This window comes from Egibacteraceae bacterium, from assembly GCA_040905805.1.
Taxonomy (GTDB): domain Bacteria; phylum Actinomycetota; class Nitriliruptoria; order Euzebyales; family Egibacteraceae; genus DATLGH01.
Genome location: JBBDQS010000101.1, coordinates 1 through 26,775 on the forward strand (window position 1 = coordinate 1; position 26,775 = coordinate 26,775).

Sequence of the window (26,775 nt, forward strand, 5' to 3'; positions counted from 1 at the left end):
CCCCGGCCCCCCCCGCGCGGGCGCCGGCGCCGGCTCCCGCGGTCTCGTCCGACGAGGACCCCACACTGCTGGACCAGCCGGCCGTGGCGCCCGCGACCCCGGCAGACGACATGCCGGGCACGCCGCCCCCGCAGGAGCCGGCACCGCAGCAGCCGGAGCCGGAGCAGCCGGAGCCGCTGGCGTTCGACTCGATCCTGCTGACCGAGGCCGTCGAGCTGGAACCGCGGGCGCCGCTGCCGATCGTCGGCGAGCCGATGCCCGACGGCCACGAGGAGCCCGAACCCGAGGGCCCCATCGTCGACGGCATCCTCTGCGAGCGCGACCACTTCAACCACCCGCTCGCCCTGTACTGCTCGTCGTGCGGGGTGTCCACGGTGCACCGCACCCGCGTGCCGGTGAAGGGCCCGCGCCCGACGCTCGGCGTGCTGATCGGCGACGACGGCAGCGCGTACGCCCTCGACCACGACTACCTCGTCGGCCGGGAGCCGGAGATGGACCCGGGCGTGGAGTCCAGCGAGCTGCGCCCGCTGCGGTTGCAGGACGCGGAGCGATCGGTGTCGCGGGTGCACGCCGAGGTGCGGCTGCAGGACTGGGAGGTGATCGTGGTCGACCGCGGCTCGGCCAACGGCACGTTCGTGGCCGCCCGGGGGGAGACCGAGTGGCGGCGCCTCGCCAAGGACGACGGCGAGGTCGTGGCGCCGGGCACCCGCATCGCGTTCGGCAAACGCATCATGACCTTCGACACCCACCACCAGGCCTAGGAAGAGAGGACCGCCATGACCAGCTCGCCGCTGCTCGGCGACGCGACCGCCCACCTGGAGCAGGCGCTGCGCCATGCCGCCGTCTCCGAGGACACGTTGGAGCGCCTGGAGCACCCCAAGTCCACGCTGAAGGTCTCGATCCCGGTCCGCATGGACAACGGGACGCTGCGCACCTTCCGCGGCTACCGGGTGCGCTACGACGACTCGCGGGGACCCACCAAGGGCGGGATCCGCTACCACCCGGGCGTCAACGTCGACGAGGTCCAGACCCTCGCGTTCTGGATGACCTGCAAGACCGCCATCGTCGACCTGCCCTTCGGGGGCGGCAAGGGCGGCATCACCGTCGACCCGAAGGCGCTGTCGCAGATGGAGCTGGAGCGCCTCAGCCGCGGGTACGTCGACGCCGTCGCGGACTTCATCGGCCCCGACGTCGACGTGCCGGCCCCCGACGTCTACACCAACCAGATGATCATGGGCTGGATGATGGACGAGTACGGGATCATCAAGCGCCAGATCACCCCGGCGGTGATCACCGGCAAGCCGCTGGCGATGGGCGGCAGCCTCGGCCGGGGCTCCGCCACCGCCGACGGCGGCTTCGACGTCCTGCAGGCGCTGCGGGGCCGGCTGCTCGACAAGGAGTCGCCGACCGTGGCGGTCCAGGGCTTCGGCAACGCCGGCGCGACCATCGCCCAGCTGCTGTTCGACGCCGGCTACAAGGTGGTCGCGGTCAGCGACTCACAGGGCGGCGTGCACGCGCGGGACGGGCTGCACGTGCCGAGCGTGCACAAGACCAAGCTCGAGAGCCGGGAGCTGCGCGCGGTGTACTGCGAGGGCAGCGTCTGCGACATCGTCGAGCACGACCGCATCACCAACGAGGAGCTCTTGGCCCTCGACGTGGACGTGCTGGTGCCCGCCGCCCTGGAGAACGCGATCACCGCGACCAACGTCGACGACGTCAAGGCGCGGGTCATCCTCGAGCTCGCCAACGGGCCCGTGGGCAGCAAAGCCGACGAGGTGCTGCACGAGCGCGGCGTGACGGTCATCCCCGACATCCTCGCCAACGCCGGCGGGGTCACCGTCAGCTACTTCGAGTGGGTGCAGAACCGCAGCGGCTACTACTGGACCGCCGACGAGGTGCGCACCCGGCTGCACGAGCGCATGGTCCGCGAGACCGAGGCGCTCTGGGAGCTGAAGGAGTCCCTCGGCGTGTCGCTGCGTGTGGCTGGCTACGTGCAGGCGTTGCGCCGCATCAGCGAGGCCGTCGACGCCAAGGGCCACGCCGACCACTTCGCGGCCTCCTGACCGGCGCGGGTAAGGTGTCGCGACACCCCGAGTAGAGGAGCACGGCCCTGTCCGCATCCGAATCCGAATCCGAATCCGGTCACGACCACGCCCATGACCATGACCACGACCACGACCACGAGCATCCCCCGGCGATGCCGCCGCGGGGTGAGACGGGCGGGAACATCCCGTCGGTCCAGGGGCCGGAGCTCCAGCGCAAGCTGGTGAAGGTCATGCTCGACCACGGGTACCGCCGCTTCGACGAGCCCATCGAGCTGGCCAGCGGCGAGCTGAGCCACGACTTCATCGACGCCAAGCGCGCGCTGGCACGGGGACCGAACCTGCACGGGGCCTGCAAGGCCATGATCGACCTGTTCACGTTCTCCGGTCAGAAGTTCGACGCAGTCGGCGGGCTCACCATGGGCGCGGACATGCTCTCCCACGGCATGGCCCTGGTGTCCAAGCAGCGCTGGTTCGTGATCCGCAAGGCCGCGAAGGGGCGGGGCACCGACCAGCGCATCGAGGGCACCGAGCTCACCGAGGGCATGCACGTCCTGGTCGTGGACGACGTGGTCACCACCGGCGGATCGATCCTGGAGGCCTGCGAGGTCGTCGAGGCCGCGGGCGCGATCGTCGTGATGGCCCTGGCCCTCGTCGACCGCGGGGACGCCACCACCGAGCGCTTCGCCGAGCGCGGCACGCCGTTCCGCTCCCTGATCACCTACACCGACCTGGACATCGACCCCGTCGGCGGCCCCTGACCCCCCCAGGGAGCAGGGGGCGTCGCCTGGGCGGAGGCGACCTGAGGGTAGGGCCCCCCTGCGAGCCGGAGCCAAGGCGACGCGCCCGGGCACCGTTGCGGATCAGGGCCACCACACGGCCCCATTCCGCAACGCACCCCCTGCACACGACTCGGGAGCAGGGGGCGTCGCCTGGGCGGAGGCGACCTGAGGGTAGGGCCCCCCTGCGAGCCGGAGCCAAGGCGACGCGCCCGGGCACCGTTGCGGATCAGGGCCACCACACGGCCCCATTCCGCAACGCACCCCCTGCACACGACTCGGGAGCAGGGGGCGCCGCCCGGGCGGAGGCGACCTGAGGGTAGGGCCCCCCTGCGAGCCGGAGCCCAGGCGACGCGCCCTTACCCCGGGGGCCGGCGCCGGCTCAGGGCCGCGGCCAGGCCTCGCTCCGCTGCGCCCGGGCCTTGCAGCGCGGGCAGCGGCAGTCGGCGCGGGGCGCGGGTGTGGCGGCGGCGTCGGCGGCGGCCACGGCGACCGCCACGTCGTCCAGGACGGCATGCGGCTGGTTCTGCCACCGCTGCCAGGACACCCAGACGATGCGCCACCGTCCGCTGGCCTGCGTCCAGCGGATGCGGTCGGTGGTGAACGAGCGGCCCGACTGGTACTTGCTGCGACCGTCACACTCGATGGCGACCCAGGCCGCCGAGATCGCGCCGTCGAAATGGATGATGCGACCGTCCGGGCAGCGCCACGGGAACTCGCCTTCGACCGCGAGGCCCGACTCGGCGACGGCCTCGAGCACCTCGTAGGCGAACGGGGACTCGGTGTGCACCGACGCGAGGTCGCCGAGCACCTGACCGAGCAACCGACGGGGCGGGCCGGGGCGCATGGCCTCGTGCTCCGTGACGAGCAGATCGAAGTCCAACACCCCCTTGGTGATCCCGTCGATGCCGACCGCCCGCAGCCGGGAACGCGCCAGCGTGGCGGAGAGGTCGCGCATGGTGCGCTGCGGGTTGGTCGCGCGCAGTCCGTCGACCACGACGATGTCGGCTTCGGTCAGGGTGCGCGAGAGCTTGACCAGGACCTCCTCGTGCTCGGTCCGGTGCTTGCCGAGCTGGCGGACCACCTGGGTGATGGGGGGCGGCTTCCAGCGCATCCCGTGGGCATGCGCCGCCGAGAGGCGGGCCAGCACGGCATCGGACCCGACGAGCTCCAGGCGCGCGGCCGTCGTGCGCCACCAGCCGTCCACCGATCCAGGAAGAACGAACACGCTGGGCAGCAGCTTCTCCCAGATCTCCCTGGTCGCCCGCCGGCGGACCGCTCGTCGCGGGAGCCCGACCTCGTCGCTTCGGCGCAGGTGCAACGCGCCGTGGCGAGCGTGCGCCCCGGCGAACAGGGCCGGCCAGCCGGTGCACGCCTCGTCCTCCATGCGAACCAGCGTGCCGGAGCCCGGGGCGGCGCACACAGGACCGCGGGGTGCCTGGGGACAACCGCGCGGACATGGCGATCAGCGCACTGAGCGCTAATATGCCTCCATGGCGACCATCCAAGTTCGCGACGTCCCTGACGACGTCCACCGCCGCTACAAGGCGAGGGCCGCGGCCGCGGGCATGAGCCTGCAGGAGTACCTGCGGGAGGAGCTGGTCGAGGGCGCGCGGCTCCTGTCGCCGGCGGAGGTCGCGGCTGCCGTGGCTGCTGACATCGAGGACGGCGCGGACTTGAGCCACGGCTCTGCCACCGCCGTCATCCGCGAGGACCGTGACCGGCGGTGAGCGTCCTGGACGCCTCGGCGTTCGCCGAGGCGCTGACCTCGGCTGGGTCCGTCGGCGCCGCGGCCCGAGCACGGCTCGCGGAGCCGCGGCGGTGGCACGCCCCGGCGATCCTGCCCGCAGAGGTCCTCTCGGCTGTCCGCGGTCTGCTGCTCGGCGGTGACCTCACGCCCGAGCATGCCGAACGGGCGCGCCGACGTCTGGCCCGCAGCCGCATCGCGCTGCACCCGCTCGCGCCGCTCGCCGACCGCGTGTGGCAGCTGCGCGACAACCTGACCGTGTACGACGCCTGGTATGTCGCGCTTGCCGAGCGGCTCGGCACCGCGCTGGTCACCACCGACGCCCGCCTGGCGCGAAGCAGCGGTCTGGCCTGCGATGTCGAGCTGATCGGCTGATGCTGCGCGCTACGCGGCCGACCGGTCTACGGGCAGCAGGGTGAAGGCGCCGCCTTGCAGCGGGGTGACGGCGCGGAAGTGCCGCTCGTCGAAGGTCAGGAGCGCGCGGGTGCCCAGGCGGCGGGCAAGCACGATGGTGGCGCAGTCCGCCAAGCCGAGACCGAGCGACGCGTAGCGGTCTTCCAGGCCGCGCACCGCACGGTGCTCCGCAGGATCCAGCCCGAGGACCTCGAACCGTCCGGCGACCACGTCATCCAGAAATGCCAGACGCGCCGTCCGCCCGAGACGCCGTCCCAGCAGGTAGTCGACCTCGGCGCTGACCGGAGCCGGCACGACCAGCGGCCCGGCCCAGCTCGCCACCGTGTCGCGCACGGCCGCGTGGAGCGCGTCCCGGCGGTTGGCCAGCGCGACCAGTGGGGCCGCGTCAAGCAGCAGGGTCACCCGCCGAATCCGTCCAGCAGCTCCTCGTCGGGCAGGTCAGCGATCGATCCGGCGGGCCCGTCGGCCACGCCGGTGAGCGCGAGGTCGCGTCCACCGGCGGCCGCCGGCTGGTAGCTGGCGATCGCCTCGCGGATGATGGCGGACTGCGAGCGTCCCGTGACGGCCGCGAGGTGTCCCAGCCGTTCGCGCTCGGCGTCCGACAGGTAGACACTCGTCTTCTCCATGGACGTAGGGTAGCACGTAGGGTACCGGCGATGGCTACTGGACGTAGGGGCAGTGGCGGCAGCCCTGCTCGCAGCACCAGCCGCGCTCGGCGAGGAAGCCGGCGGTGAGGACGAGCAGCCCCGAGGCGGGATCCACGTAGCCGGCGTCCCCGGCGGCCAGCGCGGCGGCGTGCCCGGCGAGGATCGCGCCGCGCTGGGGATGCTCGGCAGCAAGGCGGTCCTGGTGGGGCTCGGTGAGCGGGCGGGCGGCGCGCCGGTGGGTGGCCATGCGGGGAATGGTAGGTGGACGCTGCACGGCGGGCCGGGCGGGCCGGGCGGGCCGGGCGCGCGGAGCCCGCGAGCGGGCGCCGGCACGGACACTGCACGGCGGGCCGGGCGGGCCGGGCGGGCCGGGCGGGCGGAGCCCGCGAGCGGGCGCCGGCACGGACGCTGCACGGCGGGCCGGGCGGGCGGAGCCGGCGGGCGCCGGCGCGTTACGCTCGCACGGCAAGCCGTCGAACGAGAGGAAGCCTGGTGGGACGTCGGGTCGTGTCACTGCTGCCGTCCACCACCGAGATCGTCGCGGCGCTCGGCCACGGCGACGCGCTGGTCGGGCGCAGCCACGAGTGCGACTTCCCGCCGGAGGTAGCGGACCTGCCGGTGATCAGCCGGCCACGCCGCGAGCCGGTGGGGACCTCGGGTGCGATCCACCGGGGTGTGGTGGAGCTGCTCGAGCAGGTGCTGTCGGTCTACGAGGTGGATCCCGACGGGCTGCGCGCGGCCGATCCCGACCTGATCATCACCCAGGACCTGTGCCGCGTCTGCGCCGTCCCCGAGGACGACGTCATGACGGCCGTCCGCGCCCACCTCGGCACCGAGGTCGAGGTGCTCACCTCCTCGCCGATGACCCTGGACGCGGTGCTCGCCGACGTCGTGCGCATCGGCGAGGCGCTCGACGATGCCGCCGCCGCCGACGGGCTGGCGGCCCGGATGCGCGCCGGATGGGACGAGCTGGCGGCGAGCGTGGCTGGCCTGGACCGTCCGCGGCTGGCGCTGCTGGAGTGGGCCGATCCGCTGATCGCCGGAGGCAACTGGGCCCCGGAGCTGGCCGAGATCGCCGGCGCCGACGCCGTGCTCGGCATCCGTGGGGGCCACTCACCGGTGGTGTCACCCGAGGCGCTGACCGAGGCCGACCCCGATGTGATCCTCGTCGCGCCCTGCGGCTACGATCTCGCCCGCACGCTGCAGGAGCGCGAGGTGCTCGCGCGCATCCCCGGCTGGCAGGACCTGTCCGCGGTGCGCGCCGGCCGGGTGGCGTGCGCGGACGGCTCGGCGTTCTTCAACCGCCCCGGCCCCCGGCTGGTGACCTCGGCGGCGATCATCACCGCGGTCGTCCACGGGATCGGTCCGGCCATGGACCTGGAAGGACGCACCTGGCAGCGCTGGACGTGACACCAGAGCGGGGCGGCGGCGGGTGCGTGCAGGAACAGGGCCATCGCACGGCCCTGATCCGCAACGCACCGCGCAAGGCGGGCGGGGCCGGCGGCGGGTGCGTGCAGGAACAGGGCCATCGCACGGCCCTGATCCGCAACGCACCGCGCAAGGCGGGTGGGGCGCGCGGCGCGGGGGTGGGGGGTGGGGCGCGCAAGGCGGGTGGGGCGCGGCGCGGGGGGCGCGTGGTTACCCGGACTGGCCGACCGCGAGGCTCTCGATGTTCACGGTGTCGGGGCGCACGGCCATGGTGAGCGTCACCGCGTCGGTGGCGACGGTGACGGTGAAGTGGCCGATGGTGCGCATGCGCACGTTCACCGACTCCACCGGGTGGCCGTTCAGGGCCTTCAGGGCGGTATTGACGTCGGCGACCTGCTTGGCCAGCTCGCGCCCGCGGGGGGTGCGGCGCAGCAGGTTGGTGAGAATGGTCTCGCCCTCGGCGCGGTAGAGCTGACGGGCGCGGGCGGTCTGCAGGGTGAGCTCGACCAGGGAGGCCAGCACCCCGGTCAGGTCGCCGGGGACGTCACCGCCGGACTCGACCGCCTCGCGCAGAGCCTCGTAGCGCTCGGCCCGGTCGCCGGTCAGCGCCGGCAGGATCATGCGCAGCTCGAGCTCGACGAGCTCGCGCTCGTCGTCGTTCAGCGTGACCGGCGGGGCGTCGGTCGCGGCCCCGTCGGCGGCGGCGGTGCCCTCGGTCGCGGCGCCGTCATCCGCGGTGCCGGACGCGCCGGGCTCAGTACCCGCTGTCATCGCCGTGCGCCTCGCCGAGGATGGCGTGGAACTCGTGCTCGAACCCGCCGGTCTCGATCGGGCAGTGCATACCGCACTCCTTGGGGGCGTTGGTCTCCCACCACCAGCGGCCGGCGCGGTCGGCCTCGCCCTCGGCGACCGGGCGGGTGCACGGCCCGCAGCCGATCGAGGTGTAGCCCTGGGCGTAGAGGGGGTGGGTCGGCACGCCCTGCTCGGCGATGTAGTCCCAGACCTCCTCCTTGGACCAGTCGGCCAGCGGGTTCAGCTTCACGATGCCGTCGTGGTCGTGGTCGAGCTCGACCTTCTTGATCGCCGCCCGCGAGGCCCACTGGTCACGGCGCAGTCCGGTGAACCAGGCGTCCAGGCCCTCCAGGGCCCGCAGCATCGGGCGCACCTTGCGGATCTGGCAGCACACCAGCCGCAGCGGCACGCTCTTGGTGAACGGGTCGGGGCCGTGGCGGTCGACCATGGCCTCGAGCTCGGCCTGGTCGGGTTCGAGCACCTCGACGTTGGCCTTGGGGTAGCGGGCGCGGATCTCGTCGAGGAACGTCAGCGTCTCCGGGGGCAGCCGACCGGTGTCGACGGTGACCACGCGGATGTCGGGTTTGACCCGGTAGGCCATGTCGAGCAGCGTCATCCCGTCGACCTGCAGCGCGGTGATGATCGCCAGGCGCTCCCCGAAGGTCTCCAGGGCCCACTCGATCACGTCCTCGGGCTCCTGGTCGTCGAGGTCGTTGGCGATCTCGCCGATCTCCAGGTCGTCCAGGACGACACGGTCCATCAGGTCTACGGGCACGGAGCACTCCTCTTGGATCGATGCGGAGGGGGTGGGGCGGGGGTGGGCTAGCCGCCGGCGAGGGCCGGCAGGATGGTGAGCTCCTGGCCGGGCTCCAGCGACGCGTCGAGGCCGCCCAGCGCGCGGATGTCGTCCTCGCCGATGTAGAGGTTCACCACCGGGTTGACCGAGCCGTCGGCCAGGCGCAGGTACTCCACGAGCTTGGGGTGCTCGGCGGCGAGCTCGTCGAGGATGGCCGTGACGTTCGACGCGGACACATGGATCTCGTCGGCGCCGTTGGACAACTCGATCAGGGTGCCGGGCACCCGCACGATCGGGCGGCCGTCGTCGTCCTCGGCCTCGCCGGCCTCGGGGAACGCGATGGCCTGCAGCTGGTCGTCGGTGCGGTCGTCGCACCAGTCGCGGAACGTGTAGCCGCCGCCGTGGCCGTTACGGGCGGACTTCTCGGCGAGCCACCCGCCGACCAGGCGCACCATCACCCCGTCGAGGTCGTCGGTGGGGATGCGGCGCAGCAGCGGCTTGCCGATCGCGGCGTTGACGCCGAGGCCGCCGCGCAGCGTGACGTCGTAGGCCTCGACGCGCTGCTTGGTGCCGGGCACCGTCGTGGTGGTGCCCTGCAGCCCGATGTCGCCGACCCAGTGGTGGGCGCACGAGTGCGGGCAGCCGTCCATGAAGATCTTGAGGGGGTTGACGTCGGCGCCGAAGCGCTCGTCGAGCAGCTCCAGCACCTCGTCGAGCTTGCCCTTGGTCTCGGCCACCGAGTAGTTGCAGAACTTGTGGCTGGTGCACGCCACCGAGTTGCCGTACACGGCGTTGCGGGTGGCGGGGAAGCCGATCGTGTGCAGCCGGGTCAGCAGGCCGCCCACCTCGCCGGCGGGGACGTTGCCGACGATGAAGTTCTGCTGGCGGGTGAGGCGGATGTCGCCGCCGACGGCCTCGACCGCGTCGGCGATGTCGCCCATCTGCTCGCCGCTCATCCACCCCATCGGCACCGACAGCCCGATGTAGGCGCGCCCGTCGGCCTGGTGGTGCAGGCCGAGGTGGTCGTGGCCGGGCTCGGGGTCGGGGGCGGCGCAGTCGTCGAGGGTGCGCCCGAGACGCTCCTCGACCAGGGCGCGGAAGCCCTCCGGGCCGACGTCGTCCATCATGAACTTGATGCGCGCCTTGGCCCGGCTGACCCGGTACTTGGGGTCGGACTGCCAGGCGTCGGTGACCGCGCGCAGCACCTCGATGGTGTCCTCGGTGGGCACGAACACGCCGAGGTCGCGCGACAGGCGCGGGGTGCTGGACAGGCCGCCGCCGACACGCAGCGCGAAGCCCTCGCGGCCGTCCTTGATCACGCCCACGAGCGCGACGTCGGAGATCTCCGGCGCGTTGCACTGGCCGGGGCAGGCGCTGATCGTGAACTTGTGCTTGCGGGGCAGGTTCGAGTACGCGCGGTTGCCGTAGAAGTAGCGGGCGACGTCGGCGATCACGGGGGTGACGTCGAACAGCTCGTCCTTGGCGATGCCGGCCACCGGGCAGCCGGTGATGTTGCGGACGGTGTCGCCCTCCCCCCCGACGGTGGTCAGGCCCGTGGCCTGGACCGCGGCGATGACCTCGGGCAGCTGGTCCAGGCGCACCCAGTGCAGCTGCAGGCCCTGGCGGGTGGTCAGCTCGCCGTAGTCACGGCCGAGGTCCTTGCTGATCTCGCCCACGCCGCGCAGCTGCGCGGGCGTGAGCAGGCCCCCCGAGACCTTGATGCGCACCATGAAGGTGCCGATCTTGGGCTTGTCGTGGGTGAGACCCCACCAGTTGAGGCGGACGATGTCCTCCTCGGGCACGGCCTCGTAGCCCATCGCGATCAACTGGGGCAGCTCGTCGACGATGTCCAGGGGGAACTTCTCCGCCTTCAGGCGCTCGATCGAGTTGCGTCGCTGCACGAGCTCCCAGGTCGGCTTCTCCCTGCGTCGCCGCACCGGTGTCGTGGTCATGGGTCCTCCTACTACGGGCTGCTACGGGTTGACTGGTGCCGATAGTGCACGGCCGCGGCCCGCGTGCCCGCACCCAACCTGGGGTATTTACCGAAACAACTCCGGGAAACCGGCAGGCCGGGGTCCCGCGGGGGGCCCGTGGTGGGGGACCGGGCAGGCCGGGCGGCGCGAGTGCCCGCACGCCGGCGCAGGCAACAGGACAAACACCGAGCTCCGGGGCGACCCGGGACGGCGCCGCTACACGTCCGCGGCGGAGCCGGACTTCTTCGGCTTGGCGCCCCGGCCGCTGCCGTTGGCGTTGCCGTTGCCGCTGCCGCTGCCCTCCGGCGGGGTGCCGTAGCCGTACCCGTAGCCGTAGCGGTAGTCGCCGTAGGAGTAGGAGGCCGAGCGGGGGTCCGCGCGGTTGAACACGTAGCCGAGCACCGGCGTGCCGACGAACGCGAGGCGCTCGCGAACCTCTTCGAGCCGGCTGAGCGCCGTGCCCCGCTTGACCACGACGACGATCCCGTCGGCCTGGCCCGCGATCGCCGAGGTGTCCGACACGGCCAGCACCGGGGGGGTGTCGATGATGACGAGGTCGGCGCGCTCGCGGATGCGGCTCATGGCCTTGCGGAAGCTCGGCGTGCGGTAGAAACCCGCGGCGTCGTGAGAGGGCGTGCCGACGGGCACGAACGTGAACTCGCTGTCGGTGGCGTCGAGCTTGGCGACGCACCCGTCGAAGGGCACCGCGTCGTCGGCCAGGTCGGTCAGGCCGGGCTTGGACGCGACCTCGGTCAGCCGGGTCAGGCCCCGGGCACGCTGGTCGCCGTCGGTCAGCAGCACCCGCCGGCCGTCGCGCGCGGCGGCCACCGCGAGGTTCAGGGCGGTGACGGTCTTGCCGTCGCCGGGCCCCGCGCTGGTGACCACCACGGTGGTCCCACCGCTGCGCTCCAGGGCGTACTCCAGCGAGGCGACCACGAACTGGTAGGCCTCGGCGGGCGAGGAGTGCGGGGACGTGCGCGTGGGGTCCACGCCGGTGACCCCGGCGGACTTGAAGTCGGGGATCTGGCCGAGCAGCGGCGCGCGCAGGACCGGTGCGGCGTCCTGGCGGCGGTCGGCGCTCTGGGTGTGCTCGGCGCGCCACCAGGAGAACGCGGCGGCGGCCAGGAGGCCGAGCACGGCGGCGACGGCGGCGTTGCGCACCGGCTGGGGCTGGGCCGGCGATCCCGGCGGCTCCGCCTCCTGGAAGCTGCTGATCCCGTCGCCGCGCAGCTCCGCGTCGGTGCTGATCTGGCGGGCCAGGCGGTCGGCGTCGACCAGGTCGCGCACCGCGCTCTCGCGTTCGGCCTGCAGCAGCGGGTTGTCCGGCTGCGCGGCCAGCGCCCCCTCGAGCCGGGCGACCTCGGCCTCCAGCTCCGAGCGGGACTCGGTGAGCTCGCTGACGGCCCGCTCGGCGGTGTCCTGCACGTCCTCGCGCGACAGCTCGCCGTAGGCCTGGGCGACGGCGTTGGCCAGCAGCGCCGCCCCTTCCGGGGAGGGTGCCCGCGCACTGACCGTGAGCACGTCGACGTCGACCGAGGGCCGGGCCTGCACCTGCTCGCCGACGGCCTGCTCGGTCAGCTGCGAGTCGAGCAGCTGCGCGGCCCGAGCCGCGACCTGCGGGGAGTTCGCCGCCTCCGCCTGGTTGCGCACGTAGCGGTCCCCGCCGGCGGCGGCGGAGCTCTGGCGGTCGCCGAACACCCCGCTGGAACCCGGGGCCTCCAGCAGCAGGCGCGCCTCCGCCTCGTACATGGTGGGTTGCAGGTAGGAGGCGGCGAAGCCGCTCAGCCCGGCCAGGACGGTCACGGCGAGGACCAGCCACCGGTAGCGCCAGACCGACTCGAGCAGGTCGGGGCCGGTGGCCCAGTCCTGCTGGGGGTCTTCGGCGGTCGTCGGGTCCACGGTGGGTGACTCTCTCACTCGGCGGGTTGACGGGGCAGAGAGCCCCATCCTACGGGGTGGCGGGGCGCAGCGACACACTGCACCCCTGTCCCCTCAGTCACTCGGCCTCGACCGTGTCGCCTTGGCGGGCTCAGGCGCTGAGCTCGGCCTGGTTGCGCCGGCGTGCCACGCCCAGCGCGCCGCCACCGGCGGCGAGCAGGCCCGCCGCCAGACCCAGCGCGAGCAGCGCGTCCCCACCGGTGCGGGGCAGGCGCGGCGCGGGCACGGCCCGGGGTGGGGTGACTCCCGTGGTCGGCGGGGTGACCCCCGTCGCGGCGACGACCTCGAGCGCCAGGTCCACGTTGGTCTGCACGTTCTGCCGGTTCAGGCCCGACATGCGCAGCGTGTGCGGTCCCGGCGCGGTGCTGGCCGGGATCGTGAACCCCTCGGTCAGGCGCCCCTGCGCGTCGGTGACCGTCGTGCCCAGCACCACCGGCGTGGAGAACAGCGTCCCGGTCACCGGGGTGTTGGCCGCCCAGGTCACGCACGACACGGTGACGGCGTCACCAGCCTCCACGACGCTGTCGCTCAGCGTGCACTCCGGAGCCGCCGGCGGGTAGGCGTCCTGGGCCGCGGCGGGCAGCGTCATGAGCGTGAGCAGGAGTCCGGCCGCGAGGCCGATGGTGATGAGCTTTCGCATGGGTTCGTCCCTTGCCATTGCGGACCGTGTGTGTGCGTACCAGCGGTGCAGCAGGACCGATACCCTCCGTCACCTTCTCAGGGACGAGCGCCGGTACCCGCCATTTCCGCACGAAGTCTCCCACCTCGGGCAGACCGGCGCAAGCGTCAGCCCCCCAGCGCACTGGGGGGCTGATGGAAGCGTCAGGGCGTTGCGGGCGCTCGGTCGTCTCCGCAGCGCCCGTGCCGCCCGTGGCTCAGGCGCTGAGCTCGGCCTGGTTGCGCCGGCGTGCCACGCCCAGCGCGCCGCCACCGGCGGCGAGCAGGCCCGCCGCCAGACCCAGCGCGAGCAGCGCGTCCCCACCGGTGCGGGGCAGGCCCGGTGCGGACACGACCCGTGGCGGTGACACGACCCGTGGCGGTGCCACGACGCCGTCAGCCGGTCCAGGGATGGTGACGACGAGGTCGAGGTTGGTCAGCACGCCCTCCGCGTTCAGGCCCGATAGGCGCAGCGTGTGGGTACCAGGTGGGAGATCAGCAGGGATCTCGAACGACCCTTCCAGACGCCCCTGCGCGTCGGTGATCAGCGTGCCGAGCACCCGCCCCGCCAAGGTCGCGGTGACCGGGGTGTTGGGCGCCCAGCCTCCGCACGACACGTTGATCGAGCTGACGGTCACGTTGCACGTCGGCGCCGCCGGCGGATAGGCGTCCTGGGCTGCAGCGGGCAGCGCCATGAGGGCCAGCAGCATGGCTGCTGCGATCCCGACGCCGAAGGTCTTACGCATGTCTGGTCCTTTACCTGGTGGTCGATGGTCCCGCGCTGTGCGGACCGTCCTTGCAGTCCCCTGCAACCCCCGCACCGAGCCGGTTCGGGTGACAGCAAACATCTGGTCGTCGGGGAGTCTGTCACAACCGGCACGCCCGGCGCAAGCACGTTGTTCTGGTGAACAGGGTCATCCCTGCGCCCAGCGCAGCAGGCGGGGCCGGCGCCGGCGGTGCCGGGGGCCGTTCCCCCCGCTGGTGTGGCGCCCGGGGGCGGGGGTCTTGGCGAGCAGCACGACCCCCACCGTCAGCAGGGCACCGGCGACGGCCACGAGCGGCATGAGGTCCAGGCCGGTGACCGGGAGCGCCCGCGTGGGCGTCGGGGGCGGTGGCGGTGGGGATGGCGGCACCGCCGCCACCTCCTCGGCCGGGACGATGGTGATGACAGCGTCGTCCTCGTCGGTGGCCTGCCGGCCCTCCTCGTCCTCGGCGACCACGGTGATCACGTCGGTCTCGCTGTCGCCGGCATCGCCGGTGAAGGTGACGGTGAACTCGCAGGTGTAGGTGCCGCCATCGGCCGCCAGGGTCGCCCCGACGGCGCAGGTGCCCTGGCCGTCGAGATCGCCGTGGACGTCGTCGACCAGGCTGGTGATGGTGACGGGTTGGTCACCGCGATTGGTGACGGTCAGCGTGAACGTGAACTCCCCACCGGGGACGGGCAGCTCGGTCGGGGAGGCGGTCTTGTCCACGGCGATCACCGGGGGTGCGGGCAGGACCAGGGCGACGGTGGCGTCGTCGTCGGCCTGGGCCTGCTGGCCGAACTCGTCCACGGCCGTCGCGGTGACCACGTCCGTCTGCTGGTCGCCGGGGTTGCCGGTGAAGTCGCCGTCGAACGCGCAGGTGAACGTCGCACCGGGGGCCAGCGCGGTGCCGACCGCCCCCGCGCAGGTGTTGTTGGCGACGTTCGGGTTGGCCGCGTCGTCCAGGTCGCCGTAGATGTCGTCGGTGAGGGCGGTGATCGTCACCGGGTTGACACCGGTGTTGGTCACCTCGACGTCGAAGGTGAACGTGCCCGTCGGTGCGGGCTGCTGCAGGGGGTCGGCGGTCTTGACCACGTCGATGGTCGGCGGCGGCTGCACCTGGAACATCTCCAGCGGGTCGCCGCAGCCGATCGCGACGGTGATGTCCGCGTAGTTGTTGTCGCCCGACTCGAAGGTCGCGACCCAGTTGTACAGACCCCGATCGTTGAGCGGGCCGCTGGAGGACGAGGTCGCCTGCCCCGTGCCGGGGTCGATGGCGACGGACTGCGGGCCGAAGGCGGAGGGTCCCGTGCAGGTCGCGTCGGGATCGGGCCCGATCAGCTCGAACGTCACCGTGCCGGTCGGGTCGGGGTTGGTGTTGGGGTCCGCCCGGGTGACGGTCGCGGTGTCGGTGGAGTCCTGCCCGGGCGCGATCGGGCTCGTGCCGGCATCCATGTTCGGGTCGGAGACGGTGGCGAGGTTCACCTGCCCGGGGTGGAGGGTGACATCACGGGTGTTGCCGCCGAAGGCCGTCGTGCCCGGGTTGACCACGTCCTCGGCCTGCGCGTCCGCGCCCCAATTGGTCTGCACCCCGTCCATGGCGGGGTTGCGGTCGAAGGTGGGCACACCGGTGACCTCGTCGATCTGCCAATTGATCGTGCAGGTGCGATCTACCTCGGGACCGGACGCCGGGCCCAGGAGCACCTGGGACTGGGGCGTGAGCGTGTGACGACCGTTCGGGCCCTCGTCGACGGTGAACGCGACGCCCGCGCACGTGGTGCCCGCCGCGCCGACCGGGGTGGGGGCGAGGTCGAACACGTCGGTCTGGGCGTCGTCGGCGTCACACTCGGTGCCGACGAGGTTGTCGCAGGCCGGGGTCATGCGCACGCGCTGGAGCTCGTAGGTGCGCCCCTCGTCCCCTGCGTCCGAGATATTGCGCACGGTGAGCGTGAAGGGGATGTTGGTGTCCCCCAATTCCGTTTCGGTGGGGAAGGTGTCCAGCAGCAGCAGGGCCGGCGTGGCATGCGCCGGTCCGGCCACGAACAGGCTCACGAGCATGGCCGCGGCGACGACGCCCGCGCGGGTACGGCCCCGTGCCCGCTCAGCGGTCAGCATCCGGCTGGTGCGTGGTGCGCGGTGCTGCCCCCTGCGGGAGACCATGATGCTCATCTATGTGCCCTCCGTGACTTGAACGGCGTACCAAAAGACCGGCGCAGCCGATGGCTGTTCCGGTCTCATGTCCCATGGAACTTCAGTGCTGGCCCAGTGCATTCATCATCCCCGTTACTGTCAGTCGCTCACGCAACCTACTCGACACAAGCGCCTTCATACAACAAAAGTCACGGGTCGTGCGTGAGGCGGCCCCGATCCCCGCCTTGTGGGGCTGCTGTGGCTAGAGAGGCCAGACGAGGGGTACGACGATCAGTGTGACGGCCATAACCAGCAGCGTGAGGGGGAATCCCAGGCGGGCGTAGTCGGTGAACCGATAGCCCCCGAGGCCGTAGACCATGGTGTTGGTCTGGTAGCCGATAGGGGTGAGAAACGACGCGCTGGCCGCCACGGCCACCGCGATCGCAAAGCCCCGGGGGTCCGCGCCGGCGGTGTCGGCGGCGGCGACCGCCACCGGGAACATGAGCACGGCGGCGGCGTTGTTGGTGATCAGCTCCGTCAGCACGATCGTGGCCACGATCACCCCGGCCAGGGCCCCGACGGTGCCCCACACCCCGAGGCCGTCGACCAGCAGCGCGGCCAGCGAGTCCGCCAGGCCCGTGGTGGCCACCGCCGCACCGAGCCCGAACGCCGCGGCGATGATCACGATCACGTTCAGGTCGACGGCGTCGCGCGCCTCGCGGGTGGTCAGGCACCCGCTGGCCACCAGCGCGAACGCCGCGAGCAGCGCGGCGTGCAGGATCGGCATGACCCCCAGTCCGGCCAGGGCCACCATGGCGGCGGCGATCCCCCCGACCAGCGGCGCCTTGCGGGTGCGCAGCGGAGGTGTCCCGCCCATGGCGGAGACCAGCAGGAAATCGCGCGACTCGCGCCAGCGGGTGTAGAAGCTGCGGTCGGCGAGCAGCAGCAGCGTGTCGCCGGCGCGCAGGCGCACCGCGCCGAGCTTGGCGTCCACCCGCTCGCCGGCCCGGTGGATCGCCAGGACCACCGCGTCGTAGCGGCCCCGGAACCCGACCTCGGCCAGGGTGGCCCCCACCAGCGGCGACCCCTGCCCGAGCACCGCCTCGAAGAACCCCTGGCGGGTCTCCCTCAACCCCTCCAGGTGGTGCTCCTCGGTGGAGACGAGCCCCCGGGTGGCCTGCAGGTCCACGACCAGGTCGACGTTGCCGACGAATGTCAGGACGTCCTCGCCCGCCAGCACCCGGTCGGGCTGCACGGGCACGATGACCTCCTCGCCGCGGTCGATGCGCGCCAGGTACACCCCCTGGAGGTGGCGCAGGCCGGCCCCTTCCACGGTGGCGCCGTCAAGCGGGCCGCCCGGGACCACCCGCATGGCCACGCTGAACTCCCGCACGGTCTCGGTGAAGGTGTGCAGCGCCGCCTGGCGGTCGGGCAGCAGACGGGGCGCGGCCAGGACGAGCAGCGCCAACCCGGCCAGCATGATCGGCAGGCCCACCCGGGTGATCTCGAACATGCCGATGGGTGGCCGGCCACTCGCCTCGAGCAGCCCCGAGACCACCAGGTTGGTGGACGTGCCCACCGCGGTGACGGTCCCGCCGAGGATGGCCGCGAACGACAGAGGCATGAGCAGGGGCGACGCCGACTCGCCCCGGCGTGCGGCCCACGCGGCGACCTGCGGTGCGGTCATCGCCACGATCGGGGTGTTGTTGAGCACCGAGGACGCCAGCGCCGCCGGCCCGGCCAGCCTGGCCAACCGCCGCCGGGTGCCCGGCCGCACCCGGGGCCGGCCTGACGTCGCCGGGGGATCGTCGCTGCCGTTGCCGTTGCCGTTGCCGTTGCCCGCCATGACCCGCGCCAGCACCGGGTCGAGCGCCCCGGTGACCTCCACCGCCCGGGCCAGCACATACAGCGCCGCCACCGAGATCGGCGCGGGGTTGGCGAACCCGGAGAAGGCCTGCTCGGCGTCGATCACCCCCACAAGCATCAGGAACACCGTCGCGCCGAGTACCGCCAGCGCCGGCGACACCACGTTGCGGGCGAGCAGCCCGACGGTGCCCGCGACCACCGCCAGGGTCAGCCACGCCTGGGCCGTCACGCCCCGCTCACGCGGGGGGCACCCAGCCGCGCTCGTCGAGGTAGGCCAGCACCCGCGCCGCGGAGGCCTCGGGCGTCTCGGTGTCGGTGCGCAGGTGCAGCTCGGGGGCCTCGGGGGGCTCGTAGGGGTCGCTGACCCCGGTGAACTCGGCGATCTCGCCGGCCATCGCCCGCTTGTACAGCCCCTTGACGTCGCGGGCCACGCAGGCGTCCAGCGGCGCGTCGACGAACACCTCGGTGAAGTTGGTGGTCATGTCGCGGACCTGCTTGCGGGTCGCGGCGTAGGGCGAGATCACCGCGGACAGCACCCCCACGCCGTGACGGCTCAGCAGCCCGGCGACGAAGCCGATGCGCAGCACGTTGACGTCGCGGTCGGCGCGGGAGAACCCCAGCCCTTTGGACAGGTGGGTGCGGACCACGTCGCCGTCGAGGCTCTCCACCGGCGCGCGGCGGGCGTGCAGCTCGGCCTCGACCAGGCCGGCCACGGTGGACTTGCCCGCGCCGGACAGGCCGGTGAACCACAGCACGTACCCCGGGGTGCCCATGTGCGGCCAGTCTCGCCGCTGGCACCTGATGCCCGCCAGTCGGGCCGCAGGGGAAACGGTCGGGCGCCGCCCGGGCGGCGGCGCGCTAGCGTGAAGGCCACATGACCGTCATGGAGCGTGAGGTCGCGGAGCAGGGGGGCCCGGCGCAGCGTCCGCCGTCGGTCCTCGTGGCCGTGCTGTGGTCGGTGACCGCGGTGCTGGCGGCGGTCACCCTGGTGGGTTTCGCCGCGCCGCTGGGCTGGGCCGCCGACCTGCTGGTGGCCTTTCGTCCCCACTATGCGGTGGCCGGGGCGGTGTGCCTGGCCGGCATGGCGGCCAGGCGCCGGTGGGTGGGCGTGCTGGTCGCGGCCGGGGTGGTGGCGGCCAACGCCGCGGTGATCGCGCCGCTGTGGCTGGACATGCCGGCGCCGGCGCTGACCGTCCTGTGGCACAACGTGGGCGACCAGGTCGGCGAGGGCCGCGTCCCCGACCTGGCCGACACGATCATCGACACCGACGTGGCGATCCTGGGCCGGGTGGACGCGGACGTGGTGCAGGCGCTGGATGCCGGCGAGACCCTGCCCCACGACCTCGTCTACCACGACCCTGGCGTCGGGCTCGTGGTGCTGGCCCGGGTGCCGGTCACCGGCATCCGGCCGGTCGGGCCGCTGCCGGCGGGCACCCGCGACACCGCGGTCGCCTTCGACGCCGAGCTCGCGGCGGGCCGCAGCGTCGCGGTGCTCGCCATGCACACCATGTCGCCGCGCACGCCCCGGCGGGCCGCGGTCCGCGACGCCGAGCTCGCGGTCGCGGCGTCGTGGGCGGGCGCCCAGGCGGGGCCCGCGGTGGTGGTCGGCGACCTCAACACCCCGCCGTGGTCGCGCCAGCTGCGGGCACTCGCCCGGGCCGGCGGCCTGCACGACAGCAGCCGGGGCTTCCAGCCGACCTGGCCGGCCCCCCTGGGTCTGGTTGGCGTGCCCATCGACCACGCGCTGCACAGCCCCGATCTTGCCGTGGTGTCCCGCACGACGGGGCCGGGTCTCGGCGCCCGGCACCGCAGCGTGCGCGTCACCGTCGCCCCGACCGAGCCGGCCCCTCGCTGAGACGTGAATCGCCGGAGCGCCAGCGGAGGCGATTCCCAGCTGTGCCGGGTGAGGCGGTCGCGAAGCGACCGCCATAGGAGCGCTGAGTCGCGGTCGCCCCGCACCCCACAGGGGTCCATCCCCCCTGGGGGTTACCGCGAGTAGCCCTGCCAGAACTCGCGTTACTCGCGGTTACGTCTGGACCCAGCCGGCGGCACACCGCCGGCACCCGGGCGGGCGGACGCCGCCACTGCGCCGGGCGTGGTCGTGGCGTGGCAGCGATACGATGCCGGGGGGCCGTGCTGCGCATTGCAGCCGGGGAACGGCAGTGAGGACGTAGCGCTGAGCGACAGGGAAGAAGGGCAGGCGTTCCGGCGCGCGCGGGAGGCGCACGGGCTGTCGCTGGACGCGGTCGCCGAGGATCTGATGGTGCGCGGCGACCTGCTGCAGGCCATCGAGAGCGGGGAGATCGACACCGTCGCCAGCCCCGCCGTGGCACAGGCGCACCGTCGCGTGTACGCGCGCTTCCTGGGCTTCGACGCCGAGGCGATGCTGGCCGGCGAGCCCCCCGGGGAGCCCGATCCCGCCTGCTTGGCCGCGGAGCTCGCCGCGCAGGTCCCCACCTTCCCCCCGCGGTTCATCCCCCGGTCGCCTCCCGCCGACACCCGCGACGACGCCCCCGCCGACACCCGTGACGACGCCCCCGCCGACACCCGTGACGACGCCGACATCGCGGACGACGCCGACATCGCGGACGACGTCCACCTCGCCGAGATCGACGCCGGCGACGAGGGGGAGCTGGTTGCCATCTGGGGATCGGCTGCGCCCCGGGTGCCCGAGGACCAGCGCGCTGCGCCGGCCGTCGCGCCCGAGCCGCCGCCAGAACCACGGGAGTACCCGTCGCCGTCGCCACCCCGGGAGTGGTGGTACCGCCGGTCGGTCGCGATCGCGGCGGTGGTCCTGTTCTGCCTTGCGCTGCTGATCAGCATCGCCCTGGCACTCGCCGCCGGGTACGGTCAGGCCGATGCGGCCGGGGCAGCGGTGCTGATCTAGACCTCGCCGCACCTCACGCACCGGGCGCACCCAGAGATCCCCTGTTGCATAGAGGCTGTTACCTTCTAGAGTCTAGAGGTAGTTGGCAGGGGGCCGCCGTGGAGACGTCGCCGTTCAGGTACCAGGGGCCGCTCGCACCCGACGAGGTCCACGGCCGGGGGGCCCTGCTCGCCGAGCTGACCGAGCGCGTCACCGAGCACCGCGTGACCGCGCTGCTCGGCCCGCGCCGGTTCGGCAAGACGTCGGTGCTGCGGCGGTTGGCCCACGACCTCACCGAGGTGTCGACGGTCGCGGTCGACCTGTTCGGCGTGCAGACCTACGCCGACATCGTGCTGCGGCTGGCCGCGGCCATGCAGGAGGCGGTCCCGGAGGTCCGCGACCGGGCCTACGAGCTCTCGGCGGCCGCCGGCATCGACCTCGCCGGCCTGCGCGCGCAGCTGCAGCTGACCCCGCGCAAGCGCCCCGACCCGCGGATGCTCTACACCGAGCTCGTCGAGATGCTCGTCACGGTCGGCCAGCGCACCCCGCTGCTGGCGGTGTTCGACGAGTTCCAGTCGATCGCCGCGGTCACCGGCGCCACAGCGGTGCTGCGCACCCACCTGCAGCACCACTACGACCGCATCGGCCTGCTGTTCGCGGGCTCGGCGCCCTCAGCCATGCGCGACATCTTCACCCGCCACGAGCAGCCGTTCTTCAACCAGGCCGACCTGGTCGAGATCCCACCGCTGGACCCCGCAGCGGTGCACGCGATCGTCACCGACGGCTTCCGGGCGACCGGACGCGACCCCGGGGGCGTCGCGAGCTCGATCTTCGCGTTCACCGCCGGCCACCCGCAACGCACGATGCGCGCCGCAGACGTGGCGTGGCGCCACACCGGGCCCGACGACATCGCCGACCAGCGCTGGGGCGCGGCCCTCACGGCGCTGCGCACGGCGGAGTCGGCCACCCTCGCCGCGACCTACGCCGAGCTCGCCGGCGACGAGCGCAAGGTGCTGCGCGTCTACGCGCACGGCGGAGCGGTGTTCGGCGCCGCGGCCGAGCGCCTCGAGCTGTCCGCCGGCGGCGCCGCCCACGCCCGCCAGCGCCTGCTGGCGGACGGCAAGCTGCGCACCGACGAGGGCGGGGACGTGGTGGTCACCGACCCGCTGCTGGCCGACTGGCTGCGCCAGACGCTGCCGATCTGAAGCGGGCTACCCGCGGGTAACCCTGCCAGGACTCGTGTTACTCGTGGTTACACCCGGCCGGTCAGGCCGGCGCCGGCACTCGACCTCGTTGGTGGCGGGGCCTCTGCCAGCCCCGGACGGCGTGCTGCGCGCGCCAGTTGTCCCCAGCTGCGTTGGGTCGGCCACCTGCCGCACCCGCGTTGTCCTACGGTCGGGTGTGCTTGCCGGCCGGCCTGCGGAGGGTGACAATGACGGTGGATGAGCAGACCCGCCAGCGGGTGTTCGCGCGGTTGCGTGAGGCCCTCGGCGAGGAGGCAGCGATCACGTTGATGGCCGGGATCCCCCCGTTCGACTGGTCACAGGTCGCCACCAAGGCCGACGTGTACGCGGTGCGCGACCTGATCGGCGGGCTGCGCGGCGACATGGGCGGTGAGATCAGCGGGCTGCGCAGCGAGATCGGCGACTTGCGCGGCGAGATGGGCCAGATGGAAGCCCGCCTGTCCACGTCGATGGCCACCCAGACCCGCTACTACATGGTCGCCACGGTCAGGGCCGTGCTGACAACCGGTGCGCTGGCCTTCGCCGCCGCAGGGCTGACCTGAGCCTTTCGGCGGCGCTGGGCGCGAGGTTGTCGCGGGTCTCACCACAGCAGATCGAGACCGGTCACGTCCTGGAAGACGGCGTCGCGGGTGACCAGTGCCGCGTTCGCCGCCATGGCCTGGGCGGCGACCATGCGGTCGAACGGGTCGGCGTGCGCCCACCTGAGGGCACCGGCGCGACGCGCGTCTGCCCACCCGATGTCGAGATGTTCCGCGCCGAGCCGCTCGACGATGTCGGCATGCCCGGCCAGGAGCGGCTCGGCCTCGGGCCAGCGGCCCGCGCGGTGCTTGGTGGCCATCTCCCAGACCGTCGCGGCGGAGACGAGCAGGCGGTTGGCGCGCGCGGCGACCGCAGCCCGGGCGGCGACGCTGAGCCGGTCGGGCTCCGAGACCGCCCAGACGTACGCGTGGGTGTCCAGCAGCAGCGTGGTCATGTCCAGGCGTGCAGGTCCTCGCCCGTGAGCGGGGCGAAGCGCTCGTCCGGGGTGGCCGCCGGCAGGAACCCGAGCTCCCTCGATGCGGGCTCGCGCACCGCAACGAGGCGTGCCACCGGGACCCCGTTGCGGGTGATGACGACCTCCTCACCGGCCACGACCGCATCCAAGAGTCTGGACAGATGGGTCTTCGCCGCCACGACGCTCATAGTGGTCATACGAACCAGACTAGCATGATCATGCCCGGTGCCCCGCCGTCTGGTCGCAGGAGCTGGACGCCTGACCCGCCCCACCATGGCACAGGATTGCGCATCATGATGCACCGATATACGCATCATTGTGATAGACTGCCAGCATGAGGACGACGGTCACCCTCGACGATGATGTCGTGCGTGCGGTGGAGCAGCTGCGCCGGCAACACGGCCTGGGCCTGAGTGCCGCGGTGAACGCGTTGGCCCGGCGCGGGCTGGCACACCGTGAGGGCCAGCTCGCCACGTTCACCCAGCGGGTGTCGTCGCTGGGACCCGCGCGCATCCCCCTCGACGACGTCGGCGCCGCCCTGGAGGTGCTCGAGGGGGAGGCGCACCGGGGATGATCGTGGACGCCAACGTGCTCCTCTACGCGCGCAACGCCGCCGACCCGCACCACGACGCGGCCCGGGAGTGGCTGGAAGGCGCGCTCAACGGCGACACCCGCGTGGGGTTGGCCTGGCAGTCGCTGACCGCCTTCCTGCGCATCGCGACCAACCCCCGGGCCTTCCCCGACCCCCTGTCGCCCGAGCAGGCGTGGCGCCAGGTCGAGGCGTGGCTGGACGCGCCCAGCGCCTGGGTGCCCCACCCCACCGAGCAGTACCGTCGGGTGCTCGGCCGCCTCGTTCGCAACCACGAGGTGCGGGGCGCACTGGTGACCGACGCGCAGCTGGCCGCGCTCGCCATCGACCACGGCGTCGAGCTGGTCTCCACCGACCCCGACTTCGGACGCTTCCCCGAGCTGCGCTGGGTGGACCCGCTGGCGTGAGCTGCGCGGCTCCCGCCGCCGCTCGCACCTGGCTCAGCCCGAAGGGGCCGTCGCACCCGGAGCGGCCGCATCGGCGCTGCAGATGTCGTCGAGTGTCTGGCGCCCATACGCTGACCAAGCGGCACTCCCGCACGGACTACCCGGCTTCGCCGTGCGGGAGGGCCTGCGCGCGCTGGCGCCGCTGGAGGCCGAATCCGAGGTGATCAGGGACACCCGCGGCCACATCTTCGAGTAGTTCCCGGCACCACGACGTGGTCCGTCGACGGAAGCTCGCTCCCGACTCAGGCGCGGGCGGATCGAGACCGAGGCGGGACACCTGGCCCGCGTGGGTGCGGAGGAGTCGATGGAGCTCGGCGCCGGCGAGGTCGTCGGGCAGCGACTCGACGTCCTCCAGCACCGAGGCGATAGCGGTCAGCAGCCGCAGCAACGGGCCCCAGCTCGGCGCCACCTCAGGAGGCTCGCCGAGCAGCCCACTCAGCTCCTCCCGCTGGCGCAGGCGCACGCGGAAGGGCTGCCGCGACCGGTCCACCACGACCGCTCCGCTCCAGTCCAGCTGTTCCACGGTCTCCGTGGTCTGGCGCTTCGTGGCATGCGCCGCCCGGGCCAAGTCAGCGATGGTGACCGGATGCGGGACCTCGGCGAGCAGGACACGGAGGATCTCAGCCCGCGAGCCGACCCCGAACAGCGCCCGCATGCGCAGCGCCAGCTGGGAGGGCGCCCGCAGCGTGGCGAGGGGCGGGACCTCCGCAGCGACGGTGAACGCCGTGCCGACCTCGTGCCCGGGCCATCTGGCGGGGGTGTGCTCGCCCAGCGCAGCGGAGAAGTCGGCGACGGCGCCGACGTCCCACGCCTCGGCGGTGAAGGTGTGCCGCAGCGCCCGTGTCGAGATGAGCAGCAGGTGCTCGCGGCACCACGCGAGGGCGTTGTCGCGGAGCCGACGGTCGCGGTCGCCGAGGGCGGCGGTGAACAGGATGAGGGGCTCGGGGACCACGAGCCAGTCGGTGTGACGGCGCACGGGCGCGGGCACGCCGAGCTCGCGCCACAAGCTCCAGGCCAACTCGACGGCAAGCTCCCCGGGCGCGCTAACCGGCGTCATCGGACTACTCCGCCTCGAGGAGGCGCAGCGCCGCCGCCAGGAGCCCGACGAAGCCCTCCGAAGGATCCTGCGTGCGGCACCACACCGCCGCCTCCTCCAGCTCTCCGCTCGAGGGCTCCAGCGCCCGCAGGTCATCGTAGTGTCGGCTCGTCGGGCCCTGATCAGCGAACGCGTAGAGCTTGAAGCAGATCAGGTCGAAGCGCTCGGCCAGCGCGACGACGAGCCCCCCGAAGCTCCTCCGTCGAAGGCGCTCGGCGAACCCCTCAGGCAGCCCCCAATCCATCAGGTCCGCCGGACCCGCATTCAGCCACGTCGCGGGCAGGTCGAGCTGGGCGGCGATGTCCTCCACCGCATGGACCAGGGGCTCCGGCAACGGCGACGCTTTGACCAGGCCAGCGCTCGTCGCGATCGCGACGACATCGACATCGATCGTCGGTCGCGTGACGAAGCCGCTCAAGAGCAAAGCAGACCCACCCACCACCACGACGTCGAAGTGCTGGCCGCGACGCTCCAACAGGCGGCCGAGCGCGCCGAGTGCCTCGCGAAGGCCGGCTTCATCGAATTGCATCGGGATATTCTACCACTCGATTCGAGAATAAAAACCTCTCGACGCTATCCCTGGAGCCCCCTACTCCGCGTCTCTAGGCGAGTAAGGCATCATGCCGCCCTTACCTTACGCCCACGCGGGCAGCGCTCTTTGCTCGGCACTGCTGTCGAACTTCTGCAGGATCCACTTCATCGGCAGTAGCAACTGCAGGTCGTCAGCCGGGGACGCCAGGAACTCCGCCTTGGACAGGGAGAACGCGCGCGCCGCGTCATCGCGGGCGTGGACGAGCAGCGCCCGCACACCCACCTCGTGCGCGAGGTTGGCCCCACGGCTAAGCGCGTCCGCCAGCAACCCGGTGGCGACCCCCCGGCCCTGCACCGACTGGTCAACCGCCAAGCGGGCGAGCAGCAGGCAGGGGATCTGGGTCGGCGCAGCCTTGGCGAGCCGCTCGGGCGCCTCGGCCTTCGCAACGCTGGCGACCGTCAGCGAGTAGTACCCGACGACCCGGTCGTCGAGCGTGGTGACGAAGGTCGTGGCGTTGTTCGCCTGCTGGTTCTCCCACGCGTACTCAACGAGCCAGTCGTCGAGCTCGGGCGCGCCACTGTGGAATCCCTCGCGGATATGGCGACGTTCAAGCCGCGTGGGGCGCCGCAGGCCCTCCACCGGCTACTCGTCGCCGGTGAAGGGGCTTGGCGCCGACAGCAGCGCGTCGAGCTTGGGAGTGGCGGGCACCGGGGCGTCGAGCACACGCTCGAAGGCGTCCCACTCCTGCTCATCGAGCAGGAAGTAGCGCCGATCCGCGAGCAGCTTCTCGGCCTGCGTCACCGCGGTGTCGAGGATGAAGTCGGTGAGCGTCGTGTCCGACGCCGCGGCAGCAGCACGGATGAGCTGCTCCTGCCGCGTGCTCGCGCGCAAGTTGATCCGCGCGGCGCGGGCAGACCGAGATCCGGTCGATGGGCTCGCCATGGATGGCATGCCTCGCCGAGGCTGGCACCCATATGCCTGACCAGGGGGGCTCACGCACGGACCACCCGGCTTCGCCGGGGGCGAGGGGGTGTGTCGGCGGGGTCGCGGTTTCCG

General features: G+C 72.8%; 31 protein-coding genes. 12 read left to right on the forward strand and 19 right to left on the reverse strand.

What is annotated here, in order from left to right; translation table 11 throughout:
* The 3 genes from WD250_11230 to WD250_11240 all read left to right on the forward strand — a co-directional run.
* Positions 1–761, forward strand: a 761-nt coding sequence (locus WD250_11230; protein MEX2620776.1) for an FHA domain-containing protein, incomplete at its 5' end; no start/stop codon positions are given.
* A 15-nt stretch (positions 762–776) separates the two neighbouring features.
* Positions 777–2,063, forward strand: a complete 1,287-nt coding sequence (locus tag WD250_11235; protein MEX2620777.1) for a Glu/Leu/Phe/Val dehydrogenase — start codon at positions 777–779, stop codon at positions 2,061–2,063.
* 134 nt (positions 2,064–2,197) lie between these two features.
* Complete coding sequence (locus WD250_11240; protein MEX2620778.1) at positions 2,198–2,803, forward strand: phosphoribosyltransferase family protein; 606 nt, start codon at positions 2,198–2,200, stop codon at positions 2,801–2,803.
* A 400-nt stretch (positions 2,804–3,203) separates the two neighbouring features.
* Here WD250_11240 and WD250_11245 read toward each other — a convergent pair whose 3' ends face one another.
* Positions 3,204–4,208, reverse strand: a complete 1,005-nt coding sequence (locus tag WD250_11245; GenBank protein ID MEX2620779.1) for a hypothetical protein — start codon at positions 4,206–4,208, stop codon at positions 3,204–3,206.
* A gap of 106 nt (positions 4,209–4,314) precedes the next feature.
* On the opposite strand from WD250_11245, the gene WD250_11250 reads away from it, so the two are divergent.
* Complete coding sequence (locus WD250_11250; protein MEX2620780.1) at positions 4,315–4,551, forward strand: hypothetical protein; 237 nt, start codon at positions 4,315–4,317, stop codon at positions 4,549–4,551.
* Positions 4,548–4,943: a type II toxin-antitoxin system VapC family toxin gene (locus tag WD250_11255; GenBank protein ID MEX2620781.1), complete on the forward strand. Its 396-nt coding sequence runs from the start codon at positions 4,548–4,550 to the stop codon at positions 4,941–4,943. The genes WD250_11250 and WD250_11255 overlap by 4 nt, the downstream gene beginning before the upstream one ends.
* 9 nt (positions 4,944–4,952) lie before the next feature.
* Here the strand turns inward: WD250_11255 and WD250_11260 are convergent, their stop codons facing one another.
* Genes WD250_11260 through WD250_11270 form a run of 3 tightly spaced genes read right to left on the reverse strand, consistent with a single transcriptional unit; the run spans position 4,953 to position 5,876 of the window.
* Positions 4,953–5,384 carry a PIN domain-containing protein gene (locus tag WD250_11260; GenBank protein ID MEX2620782.1) on the reverse strand — a complete coding sequence of 144 codons (432 nt, stop codon included), beginning with the start codon at positions 5,382–5,384 and terminating at the stop codon, positions 4,953–4,955.
* A complete protein-coding gene (locus WD250_11265) occupies positions 5,381–5,608 on the reverse strand; it encodes a CopG family transcriptional regulator (GenBank protein ID MEX2620783.1) in 228 nt (75 codons plus the stop codon). The genes WD250_11260 and WD250_11265 overlap by 4 nt, the downstream gene beginning before the upstream one ends.
* A 34-nt stretch (positions 5,609–5,642) precedes the next feature.
* On the reverse strand, positions 5,643–5,876 hold the full coding sequence (locus WD250_11270) for a DUF5522 domain-containing protein (protein MEX2620784.1): 234 nt from the start codon (positions 5,874–5,876) through the stop codon (positions 5,643–5,645).
* 245 nt (positions 5,877–6,121) lie between these two features.
* Here WD250_11270 and WD250_11275 point away from each other — a divergent pair, with 245 nt between their 5' ends.
* Positions 6,122–7,039, forward strand: a complete 918-nt coding sequence (locus WD250_11275; protein MEX2620785.1) for an ABC transporter substrate-binding protein — start codon at positions 6,122–6,124, stop codon at positions 7,037–7,039.
* Between the two features lie 228 nt (positions 7,040–7,267).
* On the opposite strand, the gene WD250_11280 is transcribed toward WD250_11275, so the two are convergent.
* The 9 genes from WD250_11280 to cysC form a co-directional block, all read right to left on the reverse strand.
* Positions 7,268–7,828, reverse strand: a complete 561-nt coding sequence (locus WD250_11280; GenBank protein MEX2620786.1) for a hypothetical protein — start codon at positions 7,826–7,828, stop codon at positions 7,268–7,270.
* Positions 7,812–8,624: a phosphoadenylyl-sulfate reductase gene (locus tag WD250_11285; protein ID MEX2620787.1), complete on the reverse strand. Its 813-nt coding sequence runs from the start codon at positions 8,622–8,624 to the stop codon at positions 7,812–7,814. The genes WD250_11280 and WD250_11285 overlap by 17 nt, the downstream gene beginning before the upstream one ends.
* A gap of 47 nt (positions 8,625–8,671) precedes the next feature.
* Complete coding sequence (locus tag WD250_11290) at positions 8,672–10,597, reverse strand: MoaD/ThiS family protein (GenBank protein ID MEX2620788.1); 1,926 nt, start codon at positions 10,595–10,597, stop codon at positions 8,672–8,674.
* Positions 10,598–10,834: 237 nt separating this feature from the next.
* Positions 10,835–12,517, reverse strand: a complete 1,683-nt coding sequence (locus WD250_11295; protein MEX2620789.1) for an AAA family ATPase — start codon at positions 12,515–12,517, stop codon at positions 10,835–10,837.
* A 130-nt stretch (positions 12,518–12,647) separates the two neighbouring features.
* Positions 12,648–13,196, reverse strand: a complete 549-nt coding sequence (locus WD250_11300) for an LPXTG cell wall anchor domain-containing protein (protein ID MEX2620790.1) — start codon at positions 13,194–13,196, stop codon at positions 12,648–12,650.
* A gap of 235 nt (positions 13,197–13,431) precedes the next feature.
* Positions 13,432–13,959: an LPXTG cell wall anchor domain-containing protein gene (locus WD250_11305; protein MEX2620791.1), complete on the reverse strand. Its 528-nt coding sequence runs from the start codon at positions 13,957–13,959 to the stop codon at positions 13,432–13,434.
* A 168-nt stretch (positions 13,960–14,127) separates the two neighbouring features.
* Positions 14,128–16,125, reverse strand: coding sequence for a hypothetical protein (locus WD250_11310; GenBank protein MEX2620792.1), 1,998 nt, complete (start codon positions 16,123–16,125; stop codon positions 14,128–14,130).
* Between the two features lie 223 nt (positions 16,126–16,348).
* Positions 16,349–18,181: an SLC13 family permease gene (locus WD250_11315; protein MEX2620793.1), complete on the reverse strand. Its 1,833-nt coding sequence runs from the start codon at positions 18,179–18,181 to the stop codon at positions 16,349–16,351.
* 7 nt (positions 18,182–18,188) lie between these two features.
* Positions 18,189–18,725 carry an adenylyl-sulfate kinase gene (cysC, locus tag WD250_11320; GenBank protein ID MEX2620794.1) on the reverse strand — a complete coding sequence of 179 codons (537 nt, stop codon included), beginning with the start codon at positions 18,723–18,725 and terminating at the stop codon, positions 18,189–18,191.
* Positions 18,726–18,826: 101 nt separating this feature from the next.
* Here cysC and WD250_11325 point away from each other — a divergent pair, with 101 nt between their 5' ends.
* The 4 genes from WD250_11325 to WD250_11340 all read left to right on the forward strand — a co-directional run bounded on the left by WD250_11325 (position 18,827) and on the right by WD250_11340 (position 22,604).
* The gene (locus WD250_11325; GenBank protein ID MEX2620795.1) at positions 18,827–19,807 is read left to right on the forward strand and encodes an endonuclease/exonuclease/phosphatase family protein; all 981 of its coding nucleotides are present in this window, start codon (positions 18,827–18,829) and stop codon (positions 19,805–19,807) included.
* A 246-nt stretch (positions 19,808–20,053) separates the two neighbouring features.
* The gene (locus WD250_11330) at positions 20,054–20,839 is read left to right on the forward strand and encodes a helix-turn-helix transcriptional regulator (protein ID MEX2620796.1); all 786 of its coding nucleotides are present in this window, start codon (positions 20,054–20,056) and stop codon (positions 20,837–20,839) included.
* A 98-nt stretch (positions 20,840–20,937) separates the two neighbouring features.
* Positions 20,938–22,023 carry an AAA family ATPase gene (locus tag WD250_11335; GenBank protein MEX2620797.1) on the forward strand — a complete coding sequence of 362 codons (1,086 nt, stop codon included), beginning with the start codon at positions 20,938–20,940 and terminating at the stop codon, positions 22,021–22,023.
* Positions 22,024–22,256: 233 nt separating this feature from the next.
* A complete protein-coding gene (locus tag WD250_11340; GenBank protein ID MEX2620798.1) occupies positions 22,257–22,604 on the forward strand; it encodes a hypothetical protein in 348 nt (115 codons plus the stop codon).
* 38 nt (positions 22,605–22,642) lie between these two features.
* Here WD250_11340 and WD250_11345 read toward each other — a convergent pair whose 3' ends face one another.
* The gene (locus tag WD250_11345; protein MEX2620799.1) at positions 22,643–23,035 is read right to left on the reverse strand and encodes a type II toxin-antitoxin system VapC family toxin; all 393 of its coding nucleotides are present in this window, start codon (positions 23,033–23,035) and stop codon (positions 22,643–22,645) included.
* Positions 23,032–23,253: a type II toxin-antitoxin system prevent-host-death family antitoxin gene (locus tag WD250_11350; GenBank protein MEX2620800.1), complete on the reverse strand. Its 222-nt coding sequence runs from the start codon at positions 23,251–23,253 to the stop codon at positions 23,032–23,034. Before WD250_11350 ends, WD250_11345 begins: the two co-directional genes overlap by 4 nt.
* Before the next feature lie 137 nt (positions 23,254–23,390).
* Between WD250_11350 and WD250_11355 the strand changes: the two genes are divergently transcribed.
* Together WD250_11355 and WD250_11360 are read left to right on the forward strand one after the other, a co-directional pair.
* On the forward strand, positions 23,391–23,630 hold the full coding sequence (locus WD250_11355; GenBank protein MEX2620801.1) for a ribbon-helix-helix protein, CopG family: 240 nt from the start codon (positions 23,391–23,393) through the stop codon (positions 23,628–23,630).
* A complete protein-coding gene (locus WD250_11360; protein MEX2620802.1) occupies positions 23,627–24,052 on the forward strand; it encodes a type II toxin-antitoxin system VapC family toxin in 426 nt (141 codons plus the stop codon). Before WD250_11355 ends, WD250_11360 begins: the two co-directional genes overlap by 4 nt.
* Before the next feature lie 136 nt (positions 24,053–24,188).
* On the opposite strand, the gene WD250_11365 is transcribed toward WD250_11360, so the two are convergent.
* The 4 genes from WD250_11365 to WD250_11380 form a co-directional block, all read right to left on the reverse strand.
* Positions 24,189–25,148 carry a hypothetical protein gene (locus WD250_11365; protein ID MEX2620803.1) on the reverse strand — a complete coding sequence of 320 codons (960 nt, stop codon included), beginning with the start codon at positions 25,146–25,148 and terminating at the stop codon, positions 24,189–24,191.
* A 4-nt stretch (positions 25,149–25,152) separates the two neighbouring features.
* Complete coding sequence (locus WD250_11370; protein ID MEX2620804.1) at positions 25,153–25,716, reverse strand: DUF6036 family nucleotidyltransferase; 564 nt, start codon at positions 25,714–25,716, stop codon at positions 25,153–25,155.
* A gap of 105 nt (positions 25,717–25,821) precedes the next feature.
* Positions 25,822–26,358 carry a GNAT family N-acetyltransferase gene (locus WD250_11375; protein ID MEX2620805.1) on the reverse strand — a complete coding sequence of 179 codons (537 nt, stop codon included), beginning with the start codon at positions 26,356–26,358 and terminating at the stop codon, positions 25,822–25,824.
* A 3-nt stretch (positions 26,359–26,361) separates the two neighbouring features.
* Positions 26,362–26,610 carry a DUF1778 domain-containing protein gene (locus tag WD250_11380; protein MEX2620806.1) on the reverse strand — a complete coding sequence of 83 codons (249 nt, stop codon included), beginning with the start codon at positions 26,608–26,610 and terminating at the stop codon, positions 26,362–26,364.
* Positions 26,611–26,775: the final 165 nt, after the last annotated feature.